This is a genomic window from Streptomyces sp. NPDC030222 (genome assembly GCF_055573115.1).
In genome coordinates, this window is record NZ_JBVICA010000040.1 from 1 (window position 1) to 18,031 (window position 18,031).

Annotated in this window: 11 protein-coding genes; 4 read left to right on the forward strand and 7 right to left on the reverse strand. The window is 72.2% G+C overall.

The window, feature by feature from the left end:
* The coding region (locus ACZ4Z5_RS32705; RefSeq protein WP_468269801.1) for an SDR family NAD(P)-dependent oxidoreductase at positions 1-4,215 on the forward strand (4,215 nt) is incomplete at its 5' end.
* 209 nt (positions 4,216-4,424) lie between these two features.
* Here the strand turns inward: ACZ4Z5_RS32705 and ACZ4Z5_RS32710 are convergent.
* The 3 genes from ACZ4Z5_RS32710 to ACZ4Z5_RS32720 all read right to left on the reverse strand — a co-directional run bounded on the left by ACZ4Z5_RS32710 (position 4,425) and on the right by ACZ4Z5_RS32720 (position 7,516).
* Positions 4,425-5,468: an ACP S-malonyltransferase gene (locus tag ACZ4Z5_RS32710; protein ID WP_468269803.1), complete on the reverse strand. Its 1,044-nt coding sequence runs from the start codon at positions 5,466-5,468 to the stop codon at positions 4,425-4,427.
* Between the two features lie 144 nt (positions 5,469-5,612).
* Positions 5,613-6,461, reverse strand: a complete 849-nt coding sequence (locus tag ACZ4Z5_RS32715) for an ABC transporter permease (RefSeq protein WP_468269805.1) — start codon at positions 6,459-6,461, stop codon at positions 5,613-5,615.
* Positions 6,458-7,516 (reverse strand): ABC transporter ATP-binding protein, encoded by a 1,059-nt coding sequence (locus ACZ4Z5_RS32720; protein ID WP_468269807.1) that lies wholly within the window; start codon positions 7,514-7,516, stop codon positions 6,458-6,460. The genes ACZ4Z5_RS32715 and ACZ4Z5_RS32720 overlap by 4 nt, the downstream gene beginning before the upstream one ends.
* A gap of 318 nt (positions 7,517-7,834) precedes the next feature.
* Between ACZ4Z5_RS32720 and ACZ4Z5_RS32725 the strand changes: the two genes are divergently transcribed.
* The 3 genes from ACZ4Z5_RS32725 (at position 7,835) to ACZ4Z5_RS32735 (ending at position 10,855) form a co-directional block, all read left to right on the forward strand.
* Complete coding sequence (locus ACZ4Z5_RS32725) at positions 7,835-8,404, forward strand: sugar phosphate nucleotidyltransferase (protein WP_468269809.1); 570 nt, start codon at positions 7,835-7,837, stop codon at positions 8,402-8,404.
* Between the two features lie 79 nt (positions 8,405-8,483).
* Positions 8,484-9,128, forward strand: coding sequence for a thioesterase II family protein (locus ACZ4Z5_RS32730; protein ID WP_468269811.1), 645 nt, complete (start codon positions 8,484-8,486; stop codon positions 9,126-9,128).
* A gap of 314 nt (positions 9,129-9,442) precedes the next feature.
* A complete protein-coding gene (locus tag ACZ4Z5_RS32735; RefSeq protein ID WP_468269813.1) occupies positions 9,443-10,855 on the forward strand; it encodes a class I adenylate-forming enzyme family protein in 1,413 nt (470 codons plus the stop codon).
* A 69-nt stretch (positions 10,856-10,924) separates the two neighbouring features.
* Here the strand turns inward: ACZ4Z5_RS32735 and ACZ4Z5_RS32740 are convergent, their stop codons facing one another.
* The 4 genes from ACZ4Z5_RS32740 to ACZ4Z5_RS32755 all read right to left on the reverse strand — a co-directional run bounded on the left by ACZ4Z5_RS32740 (position 10,925) and on the right by ACZ4Z5_RS32755 (position 17,422).
* Positions 10,925-12,589: a flavin monoamine oxidase family protein gene (locus ACZ4Z5_RS32740; RefSeq protein WP_468269815.1), complete on the reverse strand. Its 1,665-nt coding sequence runs from the start codon at positions 12,587-12,589 to the stop codon at positions 10,925-10,927.
* 168 nt (positions 12,590-12,757) lie between these two features.
* A complete protein-coding gene (locus ACZ4Z5_RS32745) occupies positions 12,758-13,501 on the reverse strand; it encodes a 4'-phosphopantetheinyl transferase family protein (RefSeq protein WP_468269817.1) in 744 nt (247 codons plus the stop codon).
* Positions 13,498-14,463, reverse strand: coding sequence for a metallophosphoesterase family protein (locus ACZ4Z5_RS32750; protein WP_468269819.1), 966 nt, complete (start codon positions 14,461-14,463; stop codon positions 13,498-13,500). The genes ACZ4Z5_RS32745 and ACZ4Z5_RS32750 overlap by 4 nt, the downstream gene beginning before the upstream one ends.
* Positions 14,444-17,422 (reverse strand): helix-turn-helix transcriptional regulator, encoded by a 2,979-nt coding sequence (locus tag ACZ4Z5_RS32755; protein WP_468269821.1) that lies wholly within the window; start codon positions 17,420-17,422, stop codon positions 14,444-14,446. The genes ACZ4Z5_RS32750 and ACZ4Z5_RS32755 overlap by 20 nt, the downstream gene beginning before the upstream one ends.
* Between the last annotated feature and the right edge of the window lie 609 nt (positions 17,423-18,031).

An 18,031-nucleotide genomic window follows, 5' to 3' on the forward strand; every position in this document is an offset into this window, starting at 1 on the left:
GCGGTCGCGATCGTGGGGTCGTTCCCGGGCCGCAGGACCAAGCGCCTTGCCGTCAGCCACGCGTTCCACTCGCCGCGCATGGACGGCATGCTGGATGCCTTCGGTGAGGTCGCGCAGGGGCTGACGTACGGCAGCCCGCGTATCCCGGTCGTCTCCAGCCTGACCGGCGCCCTGGTCACCGACGAGATGACGTCGGCCGACTTCTGGGTCCGGCACGTCCGGGAGGCGGTCCGCTTCCTCGACGGCATCCGTGCCCTCGAAGCCGCCGGCGTGACGACGCATCTCGAACTCGGACCCGACGGCGTGCTCTCGGCGATGGCGCAGGCATGCCTGACCGACGAAACCGGCTCCGCCGCGTTCGCTCCGGCCCTTCGCCATCGCAGCCACGAAGCGGTCACCCTCACCACGGCTGTCGCACAGGCCCACGCCCGCGGCGCCGCTGTCGACTGGGAGAAGTACTTCGCCGGTGCCGGTGCCCGAGGTGTCGACCTGCCCACCTACCCCTTCCGACGCGACCGGTACTGGATCGATGTGCCGACGGCCTGGGCGGGAGACGTGACCTCCGCCGGTCTGGAACCGGCGGAGCACCCGCTGCTGGGTGCTGCCGTCGAGCTGCCCGACTCGGAAGGGTTCCTGTTCACGGGGCGTCTCTCGCTCCGGACCCACCCCTGGCTGGCCGACCACCGGGCCGCGGGCGCCGTGCTGCTGCCCGGGACCGCCTTCGTGGAACTCGCGCTGCACGCCGGCCGGCGGGTCGGCAGCGCCCTCCTCGAGGAACTGACCCTGGAGGCACCGCTGGTGCTGCCCGAGCACGGTACGCTCCAGCTCCGGCTGTCGGTGGCCGCGCCCGACGCAGCCGGAAGGCGCACACTGGCCGTGCACTCGCGCGCGGAGACAGGAGACGGCGACGGCGGCCGCAGCAAGGACATACCGTGGATCCGGCACGCCGGCGGCGTCCTCGGTGCCGCGGACACGGTGGCCCTGCCGGCGGCTTCTGCTCCGGACGTCTGGCCTCCCGCGGGCGCCGAGCAGCTCGACGTGGCGGACCTGTACGACCGGTTCGCCGCAGGCGGGTACGCATACGGCCCGGTCTTCCGGAACCTTCGGGCCGCGTGGCGGCGCGGCGACGAACTGTTCGCCGAGCTCTCGCTGTCCGAGGACGCGGAGGCCGAGGCCGCCCACTTCGGTGTGCACCCCGCGCTGCTGGACGCCGGTCTGCACGGACTCGTGCTGGGTTCCTTCCTCGTCACCGGTGACGAGGAGCAGAACGACGGCGACGGGATCCGGCTGCCGTTCTCCTTCACCGGTGTCGGCCTGCACGCCGTCGGTCCGGGTGCGCTGCGTGTACGGCTGTCACCGGCCGGGTCCGGAGCGGTCTCGCTCGCGGCCTTCGACGAGCAGGGTGAACTGGTGGTGTCGGTGGAGTCGCTGCTGCTGAGGGCCCTGGACCCGGCCCGGCTGCGGCCGGTCCGGCCCGCGTTCCACGAGTCGCTCTTCCGGCTGGAGTGGCCTGCAGTGGCGGGCAACACCGATGCCGCGAGCGGTCGCCTGGCCGTGGTCGGGGCCGACGCCCTCGGACTCGAAGCCACCCTGCGGGCGGCCGGTATCACGGCCGACGTCTACGCGGACCTGGACGCGCTCACGGGCGTGGTGGTCGCAGGCAAGCAGCTGCCCGACACCGTGCTGGTCTCGTACGCCTCACCGGCCCCGGACGGCACGGCGGACCTTGCGGCGGACACCCGGCAGGCCGCGCATGACGTCCTGGCGCTCGTGCAGGGCTGGCTGGCCGAGGAGACGCTCGCCGATGCCCGCCTGGCGGTCGTCACCCGTGGTGCGGTCGAGGTGCGGCCGGGCGAGGGCGTGGCGGATCCGGCGCACGCCTCGGTGTGGGGGCTGCTGCGGTCCGCGCAGTCGGAGAACCCCGGCCGGTTCGTGCTGCTCGACCTCGACACGGACCACGCGGACGCCGGCACCGGGGACGGGCAGGCCGAACTCGCCGCGCTGCTGGCGGCCGCCGCGGCCGGCGGCGAACCCCAGCTGGCCGTCCGTGACGGAGCCCTGCGCGCCGCCAGGCTGGCAAGGGTCCCCGCGGCCCGCCCGGAGACCGACGGGCACGGCCACGACGCATCGGACCGGGCACCGGCCCTCGCGCTGGACCCCGACGGCACCGTCCTCATCACCGGCGGCACCGGAGCGCTCGGCAGCCTTCTCGCCCGGCACCTGGTGACCGAACGGGGAGTGCGGCACCTACTGCTGACCAGCAGGCGCGGACCCCGCGCCGCAGGCGCCGGGGAACTCGTCGCGGAGCTCGCCGCGCTGGGCGCCGAAGCGGCTGTCGTCGCCTGCGACGCCTCCGACCGGGAAGCGCTGGCAACGCTGCTGGCGGGCATTCCGACGGAGCACCCGCTCACCGCCGTCGTCCACACGGCCGGCCACCTCGACGACGGACTCGTACCGTCCCTCACCCCGGAGCGGATCGACGCGGTCCTGCGGCCGAAGGCCGATGCGGCCCTGCACCTGCACGAGCTGACCCGTGACCTGGACCTCGCCGCGTTCGTGCTGTTCTCGTCGGCGGCCGGCACCCTCGGCAGTCCCGGGCAGGCCAACTACGCGGCGGCCAACGCCTTCCTCGACGCGCTGGCCCAGCGCCGGCGTGCGGCCGGGCTGCCCGCCGTGTCGCTGGCCTGGGGACTGTGGGAGCAGCGCAGCGAGATGACCGGCGACCTCACGGACGCCGATGTGCAGCGGATGGCGCGTGCCGGCCTCGCGCCGCTGTCCTCCGCGGAGGGCCTGGCGCTCTTCGACACGGTGTGCGCCCTGACCTTCGACACCGCGTGGGCCCCGACCGGGGACGGCACCGGAGCGGGCACCGGCGCCGCGGCCACCGCCGACGGGCCCGGCGGCAGCGTCTTCGTCGCCATGCGGCTGGACACCGCCCCGCTGCGGGTCCAAGCCGACGCCGGAGCCCTCCCGGCCGTCTTCCGGGGACTGGTGCGCGGTGGACTGCGCAAGGCCGCCGCCCACGGCGCCGCCCACGCGGCGGTGTCGGCTGCCGCGCGGCAGCTCCAGGGCCTGTCCGGGCTGTCGGAGGACGAGCAGGAGCGGGTGCTGCTGGAGGTGGTACGGGCCCAGGCCGCCGCGGTGCTCGCCTACCCCTCGCCCGAGGCGGTGGGGGAGTCCCAGGAGTTCCTGGAACTCGGCCTGGACTCGCTGACCGCCGTCGAGCTGCGCAATCAGCTGAACGCGGCGACGGGCCTGCGGCTGCCCGCCACCCTGCTCTTCGACCACCCGACCCCGCTCCTGGTCGCCCAGAGGCTGCGCACCGAGCTCGCCGGAGCCCCGGGCGGCGCGGCCGGCACGGACGGCGCGGCGCCGCAGGACGCGGAGACCGGCGGAGTCTTCGCCGCCATGCTCCAGGAGGCCGGAACGCAGGGCATGTCCGGTCGGTACATGGAACTGCTCATGCAGGCGTCACGGTTCCGGCCCTCGTTCGGCTCGGCCGCCGAGCTGCGCAAGGCCCCCGGCCTGGTGCGGCTGTCCCGCGGCGAGGGCGGGCCCGGACTGGTCTGCTTCTCCTCCATCCTGTCGATCTCGGGCCCGCACCAGTACGCCCGGTTCGCCTCGGCGTTCCGCGGACGGCGGGACGTCCACGCGATGCCCGCCCCCGGCTTCCTGCGGGGGGAGCAACTGCCCTCGGTGCCCGGGGCGGTGGTCGAGGCGCAGGCCGAGGCCGTCCTGCGGCACGTGGACGGGGCGCCGTTCGTCCTCCTCGGACACTCCTCGGGAGGCATGCTCGCGCACGCCGTGGCCGGAATGCTGGAGAGCGCCGGGGTCTTCCCGGAGGCCGTGGTCCTGATCGACATCTACTCGCACGACGACGACGCCATCCTCGGCATCCAGCCGGGGCTGTCGGCAGGGGTGGACGAGCGGCAGAGCAGCTACGTGCCGGTCGACGACGACCGGCTGCTGGCGATGGGCGCGTACTTCCGGCTGTTCGCCGGCTGGAAGCCGGAGACCGTGAAGACACCCACCCTGCTGGTCCGCGCCGAGGAGCAGTTCTTCGGCTGGACCCGCTCCACGGACGGCGACTGGCGTTCCTACTGGGACCTGGAGCACACCGCCGTGGACGTGCCCGGGAACCACTTCACCATGATGGAGCAGCACGCGCAGACGACCGCGCGAGCCGTCGAAGAATGGCTGGACTCCCGTAGCTGAGGACGGCCGGACCGGCGACACGAGGGCCGGGCCCCACCCCCAGGGGGTGGGGCCCGTTCGCTTCCCGGGCCCTCAGCAGCCCCGGCTCTCGGAGCCCTCAGGCACTCAGGCACTCCGGCCCTCAGGCCTTCAAGTCCTCGGCAGCTCCCAGGCCATCGAGTCCTGAGGCCGTCGAGTCCTCAGGCCGTCGCGGCCCCAAGCCCGAGTCCTCAAGCCGTCGCCGGCCCCGGGGCGACACGTCCTGCCCGTGCCGCACGGGACCGCTCGAGCGCCCGCTCCCGCTCGCGTTCGCGGTCCCGCTTCTTCGGCAGGCCCACCGCGACGACCTCGAAGTTCGCCTTGGTGACGTCCAGCCGGTGGAAGAGACTGTCGGGGCCGGTCACGTACAGCGTGCCGACACCGATCCCCTTGAGCGACTCCACCATGCTCGGCCAGTGGATCGGGCGGTCGAAGGTGTCCAGCATCATCGTGCGCATCCCGGCGGCATCCCGGACGACCGTGCCGTCGTGGTCGACGACCACGGGAAGCGCGGGGTCGGCGAACTCGTACGCGCCGAAGACCTCCTCCTCCGCCTTGCGGCGCAGCGCCGAGAAAGCCGCCGCGTGCACGGGCGGCCGCATCGAGTACATCGAGTAGCCGCCCGCGGCGTTGATGCCGGCCTTCAGGGCGTCGAGGTCCTTCTCCCGTACGGACAGCATGTGGAAGGCCGCGTCGAGCCGTCCGGAGGCGTCGTACCAGGCACCGCGGTCGTCGAATCCGGCGAGGATCTCGTCCAGGCGGTCCTGGGGGGTTCGGACGAAACAGTGGGTGACCACGTCCTCGTACGCGCCGGAGAAGTACTCCTCCTCGCAGCGGGCCAGTTCCGCGGTCAGCCGGACGACGTCCGGGAAGGAGAGCGACCCGACGAAGGCAGCGGTCGCCTTCTGGCCGAAACTGGGTCCGGCGCACACGGTGGGGGAGACGCCCAGGGTGTCCATCGCCCGGTCCGCGAGCGCCATCGAGTTCACCAGGAAGGCGATCTGATAGTGGACCGAATAGTCTTCCTCGGCGTCACGGAAACAGTCGAAGACGGAATAGCCGAGCGCCTCGTCGGCCTCCGCGAGACGGACTCGTGCATAGGGGTCGATCAGCAGGAATTTCCCGACCTCGGCGAAGGACGCGGGGCCCATGCCGGGGAATACGATCGCGGTTCCGGGCCGGGAATCGGAGGCGTCCGCCGGACTCGTCGTGAGAACGGCATCGGAATGAGTCATGATCTGTGAATACCTTTGTTTTCCGGGATGATGCGGCACCGGCCGGTTCTTTCGGTGCCGTCGACGAGAAAAGGCCCCGCACCCGGCCCGGCAGGGGAGCACCGGTCCGGGCACGAGGCCGGGGGGGGGGAGGAGAAGCGGGGATCAGTCCTGGGCCCTGCGGTGGAACCCCTTGATGCCGATCGCCCCGAAGAGCAGGATCGCCGCGGTCAGCGCCGGCAGATCCACCCACAGCGGGATCGAACCCGGACCGCCGGGCGGCAGCAGCAGCGCCCGTATACCCTCGCTGACATAGGTCAGCGGGTTGACGGCGCACAGCACCTGGAACCAGCGGACGTCCGCCAGACCGTGCCACGGGAACTGGATGCAGCCGGTGAACATCAGCGGGGTCAGGGTCACCGCGAAGACGATGCTGATGTGCCGCGGCGGGGCCAGCGTGCCGATGGTCAGGCCCACCGTGCTGCCGGCCAGCGCGCCCATCAGCAGCACGCCCACCGTCGCCGGGAGGCTGTCCATGGGCCAGGTGGCGTTCTCGAGGACCAGGAAGCCCATCGGGATCATCAGCAGCGAGGCGACGATGCCGCGCAGCATGCCGAAGACCAGCTTCTCGACCGCCACCAGGGTGGTGGGGATCGGGGCCAGCAGCCGGTCCTCGATCTCCTTGCTCCAGGAGAAGTCGATGATCAGCGGGAGCGCCGTGTTCTGCAGGCTCACCAGGAAGCTGTTGAGCGCCACCACGCCGGGCAGCAGGACCTGCTGGAAGCCGCCGCCGGTGTAGCCGAGTTCGCCGAGGACCTTGCCGAACACGAACAGGATGAAGAACGGTTCCACGAGCACCTGCGCGAGGAAGGTGCCCAGTTCGCGCCCGGTGACGAAGACGTCCCGCCAGAGGATGAAGAAGAACGTACGGATCACCGAGCGGACGCCGGTGGGCGCGGGCCGCAGCTTCTCGGGGAAGCCGGCGACGGGCTCGGGTGCGGTGGCGGTGATCATCGCAGCTCCCGGCCGGTCAGCTCGATGAAGACGTCCTCCAGGGTCGCGGTGCCCACGGTGATGTCCTTGATGTCGCAGCTCGCCGCCGTCAGGGTGGTGATGGCGGCCGGAAGCACGGTGCCGGGCGGCGCGTCGCTGTACAGGCGGAGCCGTACGGGCGCGTCCGCGTCGTTCTGCCCCGCGAGATGGTCCTGGACGTCGGCCGCCCTGCCGTCAGCCGGGTGGCCCGCCGCGCCGTCCGGGGAGTCGTCCTGGCGGGCCGGCTCGATCCGTTCGACCCGGGTCACCGCTTCGATCTTCTCCAGCAGGCGGATGACCTCCACCGCACCGGACTCCGCCGGCCGCACCGTGAGGGTGAGGGCGGTGCCGCTCAGGCTCTCCATGAGCGCCTGAGGGGTGTCCAGCGCGAGCAGCCGCCCGTGGTCCACGATGCCGACCCGGTCGCAGAGCCGGGCGGCCTCGTCCATGTCATGGGTGGTGAGCACGGTGGTCACACCGCGCCCGCTCAGCTCGGCCACCCGATCGTGGATGAACAGCCGTGCCTGCGGGTCGAGTCCGTTGGCCGGCTCGTCCAGGAAGAGCACGTCGGGCCGGTGCATCAGCGCCCTGGCGATCATCACGCGCTGGGCCTGGCCACCGGAGAGCTCGTCCCCGCGGTCCTTGCCGCGGTCGGCGAGTCCCACCCACTCCAGGCACTCGTCGGCGAGCCGGCGCCGTTCGGAGCGGCCCATGCCGTGGTAGCCGGCGTGGAAGGTCAGGTTCTGCCGCAGGGTGAGCGACTGGTCGAGGTTGTTGCGCTGCGGTACGACGGCGAAGGCCCGGCGGGCCCGGGCGGGATGGGCCACGACGTCGACGCCCTGCACGAACGCACGCCCCGCCGTGGGGACCACCCGGGTGGTGAGGATGCCGATGGTCGTCGTCTTGCCGGCGCCGTTCGGACCCAGGAATCCGAAGACCTCACCCCGGCGGACCGAGAAGCTCAAACCGTCCACCGCCGGCCGGTCACGGTCGCGGTACTTCTTGACCAGTCCGTCGACCACGACGGCGGAATCCATGGGTCGTTCAGGTTTCATTTATGCCTGCGAATCGAGCGGGACGCGGCGACGGCGGGCCGGTGGGGCCGCGCGAAAATACCGCGTGACCGGCCGCGCGTCGGGCGCCGACTGAATAGGACACGGAAGTTGATGTGTGCCATTTCTAGCACGCGGGATCCTGCCACGGTCCCGCAGGGCCCGCGACTAGGGGGAATAGGGAATTTGCTAGGGGGAAATAGGGGTGATCATGTATTGCGGACCCGGTGAATATCCTCCTAGCATCGCCGGGTGAACGCGCCGGATCATCCCCGATCGCCTCACCATTCCGCGAGGAGACCCGTGAAAGCACTCGTCCTGTCGGGGGGATCCGGCGCTCGTCTGCGCCCCCTGCCCACCGCCTCCGCCGGCCACCTCCCCCCGGCGGCCGGCAAGCCCGTCCTCTTCCATGTCATCGAAGGCATCGCCGACGCGGGCATCACCGACGTCGGCATCGTCCTCGGTGACGCCGCCGACGAGGTCCGGGCGGCAGTGGCGGACGGTGCCCGCTTCGGTGTCGGCGTCACCTACCTCCCGCCGCGCCGGACGCTGTGCGCGGCCCAGGCCGTGCGCACCGCACGCGACTGGCTGGGCGACGACGACTTCGTGATGCAGCCGGGCGACACCGTCGTCCCGGGCGGGATCGGCGAGCAGATGGAGGAATTCCGCAGTTGCCGCCCGGCCGCGCAGGTCGTCCCCGGCCGGCCAGGTGTGTACTTCTTCACGGACGCCGTGCACCGGGCCGTCGACGCCGTCCGCTCCACCGCCCACGGCGAGCCGGACATCACCGATGTGCTCCGGTGGATGGCCGACCAGGGTCTGGAGGTCGTCGCCGACACCGACCCCCACGGCACGGCACGGATCCGTTCATGAAGGCCCTCCGCCCAGGAGGCGCCGGCCGCACGCCCGACCACGAGTCAGAGGCACCACCCGAGGCGGAGTCACAGGGAGCATGACCCATGCGCACGTCCGGCAACCCGACGGGGAGACCACCCCCGACGACGTCGGCCTGATCCAGGTCCGGCAGCCCGCGCAACCGAGCAGCTACCGCCTGATCTGCTTCCCGAGCTCACGGAACTCCCCGCTCTGCTACCTCGCCATGTCCGAGCTGCTGCTCCCCACCGTGGAGCTGCTCATCGTCCAGTACCCCTCCATCCCCTCCGAGGAGGACCTCGATCCGGCGGCGGGCGCGGAACTCGCCGACAAGGTCTTCGAGTCGGTACGGGGCTGGGCCGACCGCCCCTTCGCCCTCTTCGGCCACCGCCTGGGAGCCGAACTCGCCTACGAGGTGGGCTGCCGCCTGGAGCGGGAGACCTACGCGGCACCACTGACCCTCTTCGTCTCCGGGCGGACCGCGCCCAACCACCGCGGCAGCCTCGGACCGCCCCCGCTCAACTGCCGGGTCGTCGCCCTGACGGCCCATCACGACCCGCGCGCCCGGCTGGCCGGCGTCCGGGCCTGGCGGCGGTCCACGTCCGGCGGGTTCGACCTGGAGGTCTTCCCCGGCGCCCAGGGCTACCTGAAGTCGCACCGCCGGGAGGTGGTCAACATCGTGCACGACCAGCTGATATCGCTCGGTGAAACGGACCCGGACTGAGGGGCCCGAAGGGGTCGTTCAGGGGTACCCGCACCCCGGCCCGCTGCCTAGCGTGCCGGGTGGAGAGCCGTGTCCACGGCATGGCGCCCGCGACGCCACGGCCAAGGCACCGCCACGGCCCACGACCGACGGCACGCCGTACGACACGCCCACCGCCCGAGCCCGATCGGGGGCGGCACCGACCGGATCCCCCTCCCTCGTGAAGCTCGTGAATCCCGCGATCCACCCCTGAACGGGCCCCGACCCACGCCGACCCGGCGCACCGCACGCCGCCCGGCCGTGTCACGGCCCAGAGGAAGGACAATGTGCGACCGATGACCGCGAAGATATGTGCAGCCGACTCGGTACGGCCCGTCGACGAGTTCGAACAGGACGCCCTCCGGGTGGCCGGGGCGATCCGCGAACGCGGCGTCGGCCTCGGCGACCGGGTCATGCTCAAGGCCGGCAATTCGGCGAGCTATGTGTGCGTGCTGTACGCGCTCATGCACGTCGGCGCCTCGATCGTCCTCGTCGACCAGCAGGAACACGCGGAGGAGACCCGCCGCATCGCCCTGCGCACCGGCGTCAAGGTCACTTTCGTCGACGACGACACCCCCATCTACCCGGACGCCGACCCCGTCCACCTCTACGAGCTCATGGTCGCCGTCGCCGACCACGAGCCCGTCGACCCCGCGCTGTCCTTCGACGCCTGGGGCGAGCTCCCGGACGGCCTCATCATGTGGACCTCCGGATCCACCGGATCCCCCAAGGGCGTGGTGAAGTCCGGTGGTTCGTTCCTCCGCAACCTCCGGCGCAACGCCGACCAGGTCGGGCACCGGGCCGACGACGTCCTGATGCCGCTGCTGCCGTTCGCCCACCAGTACGGCCTGTCGATGGTGCTCATCGCCTGGCTCACCCGCTGCTCGCTGGTGATCGCGCCCTACCGCCGTCTCGACCGCGCCCTGCGCATGGCCCGCGACGCCGGCGCCACGGTCATCGACGCGACCCCCTCCAGCTACCGCAGCATCTTCAGCCTGATCACGAGGAAGCCGGCGCTGCGCGACCACCTGTCCGCCACCCGCATGTTCTGCGTCGGCGCGGCGCCCCTGGACGCACCGCTGGTGGAGCAGTTCCGGGCGGAGTTCGGGCTGCCGCTGCTGGACAGCTACGGCTCCACGGAGCTCGGCAACATCTCCTTCGCCACCCTCGATAACCCGGTCGCCTGTGGCCGGGCCATGGAGGGCATCCGGCTGCGGATAGTGGACGAGGAGGGCCGCGAGCTGCCCGTGGGAGAGACCGGCGAGATCGAGGTCGACACCCCCGACGCCCTCGAAGGCCAGGTGGCCGAGGACGGCACCATCGTCCCGGCCGACGCCACCGGCTGGCAGGCCACCGGCGACCTCGGGCATCTCGACGCCGACGGCAACCTGCACGTCATGGGACGCAAGTTCGCCGTGCACCGCATGGGTTACACCCTCTACCCCGAGCTCATCGAGCGGAAGGTGGCCGCCCAGGGCTGTCCCACCCGGATCGTGCCCCTGCCCGACGAACTGCGCGGCTCGCAGCTGGTCTTCTTCGTGGAGGACGAGGAGCTGCGCGAAGCCGGTCACTGGCGGGAGCGGCTGTGCGCCCTGCTGCCCGCGTTCGAGCAGCCCAACAAGGTCGTGGTCCTGGAGCGGTTCCCGCTCAACCGCAACGGCAAGCCCGACAAGAAGGCACTGGCAGAGCTGGCCGCCGGCCAGGTGTGAGACCGGCCGGCACACCGAAGGGCGCCCCCGCCGCTGCGGCGGGGGCGCCCTTCGTCCCTTCGTCCCGCGTCAGCCGTCGTAGGGGAGCTCGACGGGAGCCAGCGACTCGAAGAGGTCGCCGGGGCCGGGATTGTCCGGGTGGGTGGCCCCGCCCAGATGGTCCAGCACACCCCACACCGCGTTCAGTGCCGTGGTGACGGCGCCCTCCGCGAACCCCGCGGTCCACGACACGTCGTCGCCGCACAGGAAGAAGCCGCGCTGCCCGGCCGGCAGCCCGCGCTGCATGAACTGAGTGAACAGCCGACGCTGGTAGCGGTACTGGCCCGGCAGGTTCGACTTGAACGCGCCCATGAAGTGCGGTTCGGTCTCCCATGTGATGGTCAGCGGATCACCGACCACATGCGACCGGATGTCCACCCCGGGATAGATCGCCGCGAGCTTCTGCAGCAGCACCTCCAGCCGCTCGTCCGCGCTCAGCGTCGCCATCTTCAGCGAGTCGTCGTTCCATGTGTACGACAGGCACATCACACCCGGGCGGTCCGGCCCGTCGTCGAAGAGATAGACCCCGCGAGGCATCCGGTCGGTGAGCGTCATGCTCATCACCGGGAGCCCGGTGTCCGGATCCACATCGTGCCAGAACGGCCGGTCGGTCAGGACGAACAGCTTGGTCGCGCCCATGTAGTGCGTCCGCTCCACCGCCGTCCACAACGGCGCACTCAGCAGCGCCGGATCGGCCTCCACGCGGTTCAGCAGCGTCCACACGTGCGGGGTGTAGACCACGGCGGGGAACCGGTCCCGTCGCCCGTCGACGCCGGTGACGGTGTACTCCGAGCCGTCGCGTGTGACGGAGCGGACCCCGGGCCGGGCGGAACCGCCGTGCAGGGAGGCCAGCGAGGTGCCGGCCGGCCAGTGCGCGCAGTCCACCGGCCGGTGCTCCCACAGCCCGCACGGCACCTGCTGGGAGCCGCCGAGGATGGTCACCTGGTGGTCGTCGGCCTCGGTGTAGACCACGCGCAGGATCTCCAGCATCGAGTTGGGGAAGTCGGTGTCCCAGCCGCCGGTGCCGAACCCCACCTGTCCGAAGATCTCCCGGTGCCGGAACGACCGGAACGCCGAACTGGTCGCGAGGAAACCGTAGAAGGACTGGTCGTCGAACTCGCGGACCAGCCGGTCCCAGACGTGTTTGAGCGTGTCGACGTCGCGGCGCTGCACGGCGTCGCGCATCGTCGTCAGCTCGGCCCGCTCCCGGAGGGCCTTCTCCCAGGCGGCGGCCACCTCCTGGTAGACGTCGGGCAGTTGCTCCGCGCATCGCACGGTGTGACGTATGCCGCCGAGGTCGACAAGGGTGCTCGGGGTGTGCTCGGCCAGCGGATTGGGGAAGGGTCTGGTCCGCAGTCCCAGCAGGTCGATGTAGTGGAACAGCGCACGGGCCGACAAGGGAAAACGCATCGCGCCCATCTCCGCCACCCGGCCGGGCTGCCCCGGGAAGGGCACCGAGCGCATCCGGCCGCCCAGTTGCCCGGCTTCGTAGACGACCGGGCGCAGGCCCAGCCGCATCAGCTCGTAGGCGGCGGTCAGTCCCGACATCCCGCCGCCCACCACGGCCACGGGCGTCCCGGCACGGCCGGGCGGCAGGGAGCCCAGGCCCGCCGGGTGACGCAGCCAGCCGTCGTAGGAGAACGGGAAGTCCGGCACGAGCATGGTGGTGGCGGGGGCCGGGCTTGCTGTTGTCATCTGGAGTACCTCTCGGGCCGGTTCGGCATCGTTTCCAGGGGAACCGGAGACGAGCCGGGTACGCGGCGTCGGAGCGGGCCCTGACGGCGGGAGACCCATGCGCCGTCCGCCGGGCACAGTCGATCCGGTCCTCGCACGCTATGCAGCGGCCCTGGAGCCGGACAACCCCTATCGACCCGGGTGACCGACCCCGCCCGCGGCGCCGTACGGGGTGGTGTCATCGGCCGCCGTCTCCCGGCGGGCAGGCACTGCGATCGCGGTGACGACCAGGCCGCGGTGGGCGAGCCAGCGGCCGGTGAACGCCGTCACCGGCCGTCCGTCGGGAGCCGTCCCCGGGCGCAGCACGCGGGCCCGGAACGTGCCGCGCCGCGGGCCCCCGTCCGTGCCGCCGTCGTCAGTGCGGAAGGAGATGTCCGCGTCGTCGAAGTCCAGCTCGGTGCCCATCAAGGGGTACCAGGTCTTGTAGACGGCCTCCTTGGCGCTGAACAGCAGCCGGTCCCGGCACAGCCGGCGCTCCGGGGCGCGTGCCCAGGCCAGCTCCTGGGGGAGGGCGATCGATTCCAGCACCCCCCGGGGCAGCGGCAGGTCGGGTTCGGCGTCGATGCCGACCGCCGTCAGATCGGTGTCCCGGGCGAGGACGGCGGCCCGGTAGCCGGCGCAGTGGGTCATGCTGCCCACCACCCCGGCGGGCCACTGGGGCACGTTGCGCTTGCCCGGCAGGACGGCTGCCGGCGGCAGCCCGAGCTCCGCCAGCGCGCGGCGGGCGCAGCCCCGCACGGTGGTGAACTCCTCGTGCCGCTGCTCCACCGCTGCGGCGACCAGGGCGGCCTCCTCGGGGTAGAGGACCGCGGAGTCGTCCGGGCCGAAGGACTCGCTCGCGCGCACCTCTTCGGGCAGCAGGGTCTCGATCATGTCCGGGCCTCCCTGCCGTCGGTCGTGGTGTGCGGCCGCGGCGTCGACGCCACGGCCGGGTTCGTGCCGCCCTCGGGCCCGCCGGGGCCGGGCAGGATCTGCCGGAGCAGGCCCTTGGGGTGGCCGCGCCGGCGCCACTCGCGCGGGTAGCCGATCGACACCTCCTCGAAGCGCACCCCGTCGTACCAGGTCGTCCGGGGGATGTGCAGGTGTCCGTAGACCACGGCGGCGGTGCGGAACCTGCGGTGCCAGTCGGCGGTGAGCACCGTGCCGCACCACTGGGCGAACTCCGGGTGCCACAGCACGTCCGTGGGCTCGCGGACCAGCGGGAAGTGGTTGACCAGGACCAGCGGCACCGCCGGGTCGTGCGCCTCCAGCCGGCGCAGGGTGTGCTCGACCCGGGCCCGGCACCAGGCCTCCCGGCTCGGATGGGGGTCGGGGTGCAGGAGGTACTCGTCCGTGCAGACGATGCCGGTCTCGTGCGCCCGGGCCAGCGATTCCTCCTTGGTCCTGGTGCCCGCCACCCGGAAGGTGTAGTCGTACAGCAGGAACAGCGGCGCGACGGCGACCGGCCCGCCGGGTCCCTGCCAGACCGGCCAGGGGTCCTCGGGCGTGTCCACGCCCAATGCGCGGCACATGTCCACCAGGTACCGGTAGCGCCGCTCGCCACGGTGCTGGACCGGGTCCTCGCGCGGGGTCCACAGCTCGTGGTTGCCCGGAGCCCACACCACCTTCGCGAAGCGTCCGGCCAGCAGGCGCAGCGCCCACTCGATGTCCTCGGTCAGCTCGCCGACGTCGCCGGCGACGATCAGCCAGTCGTCGGGGTGGGCCGGCCGCAGGGATTCGGTGAGTGGACGGTTGTCGGCCATCCCGATGTGCAGATCGCTCACCGCGAGCAACCGCGGCCCGGCCGCGGCGGGCGCGGGGCCGCCGCCATGGGGATCAGGCAGTGCGTGCGACATCTGTGTCCCAACTGACCGGCAGGTCTTGACGACGTGTGATGTTGATCTTCCGGTAGACGCGGGTCAGATGCTGTTCCACGGTGCTGACGGTGATGAACAGCTTGGCACCGATCTCCCGGTTGGTGTACCCGTGCGCGGCCAGCGCCGCCACCCGGCGCTCGGCGTCCGTCAGTGTGGACACCGCAGTCGCCGGCGGTCCTGCGGGGCTCGGCTCCGGTGCGGCATCGGGCTCCGTCGGCGCGCCCTTCGGGGTCTGCTCGGCCTGGAGGTGCTGCGAGAGGTCCCGGGCGCCGCAGGCCTCGGCGATCCGCCACGCCCGGCGGGTGCAGGCCTTGCCCTGGGCGGTGTCGCCGAGCCGCTCGTACGCCGCTCCGAGGTCGGTCAGCGTCCGGGCCAGCTCGTGGGAGTCGCCCTCCTGCCCGAGCAGGGTCACGGCCCAGTCCAGCAGGGCGGGCCGGTCGGACAGCGGCCGGGCACCCGCCAGGACGCGCAGGGCCAGGCCGCGCACCCGCGGTCCGGCACGCTCGGCGAGCTGCTCCCGGGCGAAACGCTCCGCCTGCTCACGGTGGCCGAGGGCCAGTGAGGCCTCCGCGACCCCGACCCGCCAGGGCGCCAGCCCCGACCGGTCCATGTTCCAGTCGCGCATCCGCCGCCCACAGGCCATGAAGTCCGTGAGCGCCGCATGAAGCCGGCCGGTGGCGAGCCGGTGCCTGCCCCGCGCGTACAGGTAGTGCAGCCCGTAGCGTGTCGTCAGCATCCGTTCGGGCACCGGGTGCTCCACCAGGGCGGCCGCCGCCTCGTGGTCGCCCATGGCGGTCCGCGCCTCGATGAGGACCGACAGCGGCATGCCGATGCCCACGCCCCAGCCGTGCGGGGACAGTTGTTCCAGCGACTGCTCTGCGAGGAGACGCGCCTGCGCCAGTTCGCCGCGGCGCAGCGCCATGTGCGCACGCATCGCCTGCATGACCGTGGTCCAGCCGGGTGCGCCGCGCCCGGCGGCCTCCTCCAGCAGCCGGTCGGTCCACAGGGTCGCCGTGCCCAGCCGGTCCGCGTACAACAAGGTGAGCAGGCAGGCCCGTATCGTGACGTGGGACTCCTCGGTGAGGCGGGTGCCGGCCAGGATCCGCTCGGCGTGCTCGGCGAAACCCTCGTCCGCCGTGGCCCGGTCCCGGTGGCCCGTGGCCGAGCCGGAGTCCGTGCGGGTGCCGGTGTCCCCCGGGGTGTTCGGGCCGGCAGGCGCGCCGCCTCCCGCGCTCAGGACGCCGTGCAGCACCCCCAGCGCGGCCATCATGCCGTCGTCCGGCGCGGCCCCAGGATCCTCCGGGATGTCCCACGCCGGTCCGAGCGCACCGTCCAGCCGGTCCAGCAGGGTGGGATACGTGCTCGCCAGCACCAGTCGTACACTGCGCAGTTCGGAGGCGAGCACGGGGTCGGGCGCCTCTCCCAGGCTCTCGACGGCGTGCCGGATCGCCGTCGCCGCATCGTCGATCCAGCCGTTCCAGAGCAGGCCGGCGACGAGCTGCAGGGACTCGTTGAGCGGCAGCGTGCCCTCCCGCAACGCATCGTTCAGCGGCCGGAGTTCGTGCGCCCAGGCCGACGGATTCACCCGCCAGATGAACTTGGCCGTATCCGCACGGAGTTGCAGTCTCTCCCGCTCGTCCCGGGAGCACTGCTCCGCCAGCCGCAGGCAGCGCACCGCGAACCCGACCCGCTGGGAGGCCAGAGCGGTGTGCGCGGCGCTGCTCAGCACCCCCGGCACCCACTCCTCGTCGGGCAGCACCGCCCCGTGGTCCAGGAGGTGCGCGGCGACCGCCGTCGGAGCCGCTCCGGTCTCGTACAGCAGTCGTGCCGCGCGCCGGCGCAGCAGCGCCCTGTCGTCGTCGGCGAGGCTCTCCAGGATCGCGATCCGTACCGCATCGTGCCGGAAACGTGCTGCCTGGAGGATGCCCGCGTCACCGAAGGCGGCCACCACCTGCTCCACCGTGCGTTCCTCGGCCTGCATCAGCCGGGCCAGCAGTCGGATCCGACCGGCGTCGCCCAGCAGTGCGATGCCCTGCGCGACCCGCAGCGCGTCGGCGCCGCTGCGGTGCACGCAGATCAGAGCGTTCTGCTGGAACTGCTCACCCGCATGGAGCGATCCGTCGGGCGTCTCCGCGCCCTGCTGCCGCGGGAGGTGGTCGTCCAGGAGGCTGTGGACCAGCAGGGGGTTGCCGCCGGTGGCGGTGTGGAGGGAGGCGGCCAGGCGGGCGGTGTCCGGCGGCGAGGTCGCGGCATCGGCCGTGCGCTCGGTCTTCCCGGAGCGGTGGGCGAGCAGCGTTTCCACCCCCCGCACGCTGAGTGGGCCCAGCCGGAGACGCAGCCCCTCGACCTGGCGGAGCAGTTCGACCAGGACGCGCGGCGGGGTCGCGCCCGCGTCGGGGCCACGTGTCACCATCAGGGAGAGGCTCGCCCCCGCGGTGCGCGCCCGGTCCAGGGCGTACAGCAGACAGTGGAGGGACTGCGGATCGGCGTACTGCACGTCGTCGACGACGATCAGCACGGGTCCGCACGCCGCGAGACCGGCGAGCCGGGCGTGGAACGCCATGAGGGTCTGGGCGGGTACGAGGTCCTCGGTGCCGGCCGGCCCGTGGAGCGGGAGGGGGCCCGCGGCATCCGGGACGTTGCGCAGCAGTTCCTCCACCACTCCGAAGGGGATGTCCTGTTCGGCGGCCGAGGTCACGGCGCTGAGGAGCCGAACGCCCGATTCGGCCGTCCGCTCCAGCACACGGTGGAGCAGAGCCGTCTTGCCGGACGCGACCGGCCCGCTGATCACGGCGATCCGGCCGGGTCTGGAGGGGTCGTCGGGGGCGGTGCGGTGCGCGGTGCCGTACCTCGGTCCGCCGGCGGTGCCGTGGGACCGGGCGGCGCCGGTCACCCAGGAGGTCAGCTTGGCGATCTGTTCATCCCGCTCCACCAACATGGATGTGGAAGCCTCCCCGATGAGATACGAATCGTCGCATGTCGGTCTCATGGCATGACATGGCTATTCTTTCGAGTCCCCGCACGCGCAGGAGGGTGACGGCCGAGGAGCGCATGGAATTCAGCGCTCACCGCTGGTCAAACGGCGGGCCGGTTCTTCCTGTTCGGCAGGTCGGATTGAACTGTACCAACTTCCGACCGGTCCACCGCCTGCCGCTCTTTGGAATGACACCGAGTCAGGTCGCGCCGGGTTCAACGGAATCGGCTGAGGGCCCGTTCCGTCCCCGATCGGAAACCTCAAGGAAACCTCAAATGCATGGGGCACTCGACTCCCTTTCGCTCTAGGGGTGGTCGCGCCGGGAATAGGGGTCGGAGGCGGTGGAGAAGCCGCGGTGGCCGCTCGTTTAATGACGGGGCGCGGGCCTTTGGGGGTCCGCGGTAACCGATGAGCCGCCCGCATCGCGAGGCCGGGGGTCGAGAGGGCACATGACGACGAACCTCACCGGGAAAGTGGACGAGCTGCACGCGCTGCGCGAGCAGGCCGTGCGGGGCCCCAGTGACCGTGCGACCGAGGCCCAGCACGCCAAGGGCAAGCTGACCGCGCGCGAGC

What these genes read in the sequence shown, in the direction of transcription:
- ACZ4Z5_RS32710 (WP_468269803.1), bottom strand. Translation starts at nt 5,468, where the DNA reads ATGACTCATTCCGATGCCGTTCTCACGACGAGTCCGGCGGACGCCTCC.
- ACZ4Z5_RS32715 (WP_468269805.1), bottom strand. Translation starts at nt 6,461, where the DNA reads ATGATCACCGCCACCGCACCCGAGCCCGTCGCCGGCTTCCCCGAGAAG.
- ACZ4Z5_RS32720 (WP_468269807.1), bottom strand. Translation starts at nt 7,516, where the DNA reads ATGGATTCCGCCGTCGTGGTCGACGGACTGGTCAAGAAGTACCGCGAC.
- ACZ4Z5_RS32730 (WP_468269811.1), top strand. Translation starts at nt 8,484, where the DNA reads ATGACCCATGCGCACGTCCGGCAACCCGACGGGGAGACCACCCCCGAC.
- ACZ4Z5_RS32735 (WP_468269813.1), top strand. Translation starts at nt 9,443, where the DNA reads ATGACCGCGAAGATATGTGCAGCCGACTCGGTACGGCCCGTCGACGAG.
- ACZ4Z5_RS32740 (WP_468269815.1), bottom strand. Translation starts at nt 12,589, where the DNA reads ATGACAACAGCAAGCCCGGCCCCCGCCACCACCATGCTCGTGCCGGAC.
- ACZ4Z5_RS32745 (WP_468269817.1), bottom strand. Translation starts at nt 13,501, where the DNA reads ATGATCGAGACCCTGCTGCCCGAAGAGGTGCGCGCGAGCGAGTCCTTC.
- ACZ4Z5_RS32750 (WP_468269819.1), bottom strand. Translation starts at nt 14,463, where the DNA reads ATGTCGCACGCACTGCCTGATCCCCATGGCGGCGGCCCCGCGCCCGCC.
- ACZ4Z5_RS32755 (WP_468269821.1), bottom strand. Translation starts at nt 17,422, where the DNA reads ATGTTGGTGGAGCGGGATGAACAGATCGCCAAGCTGACCTCCTGGGTG.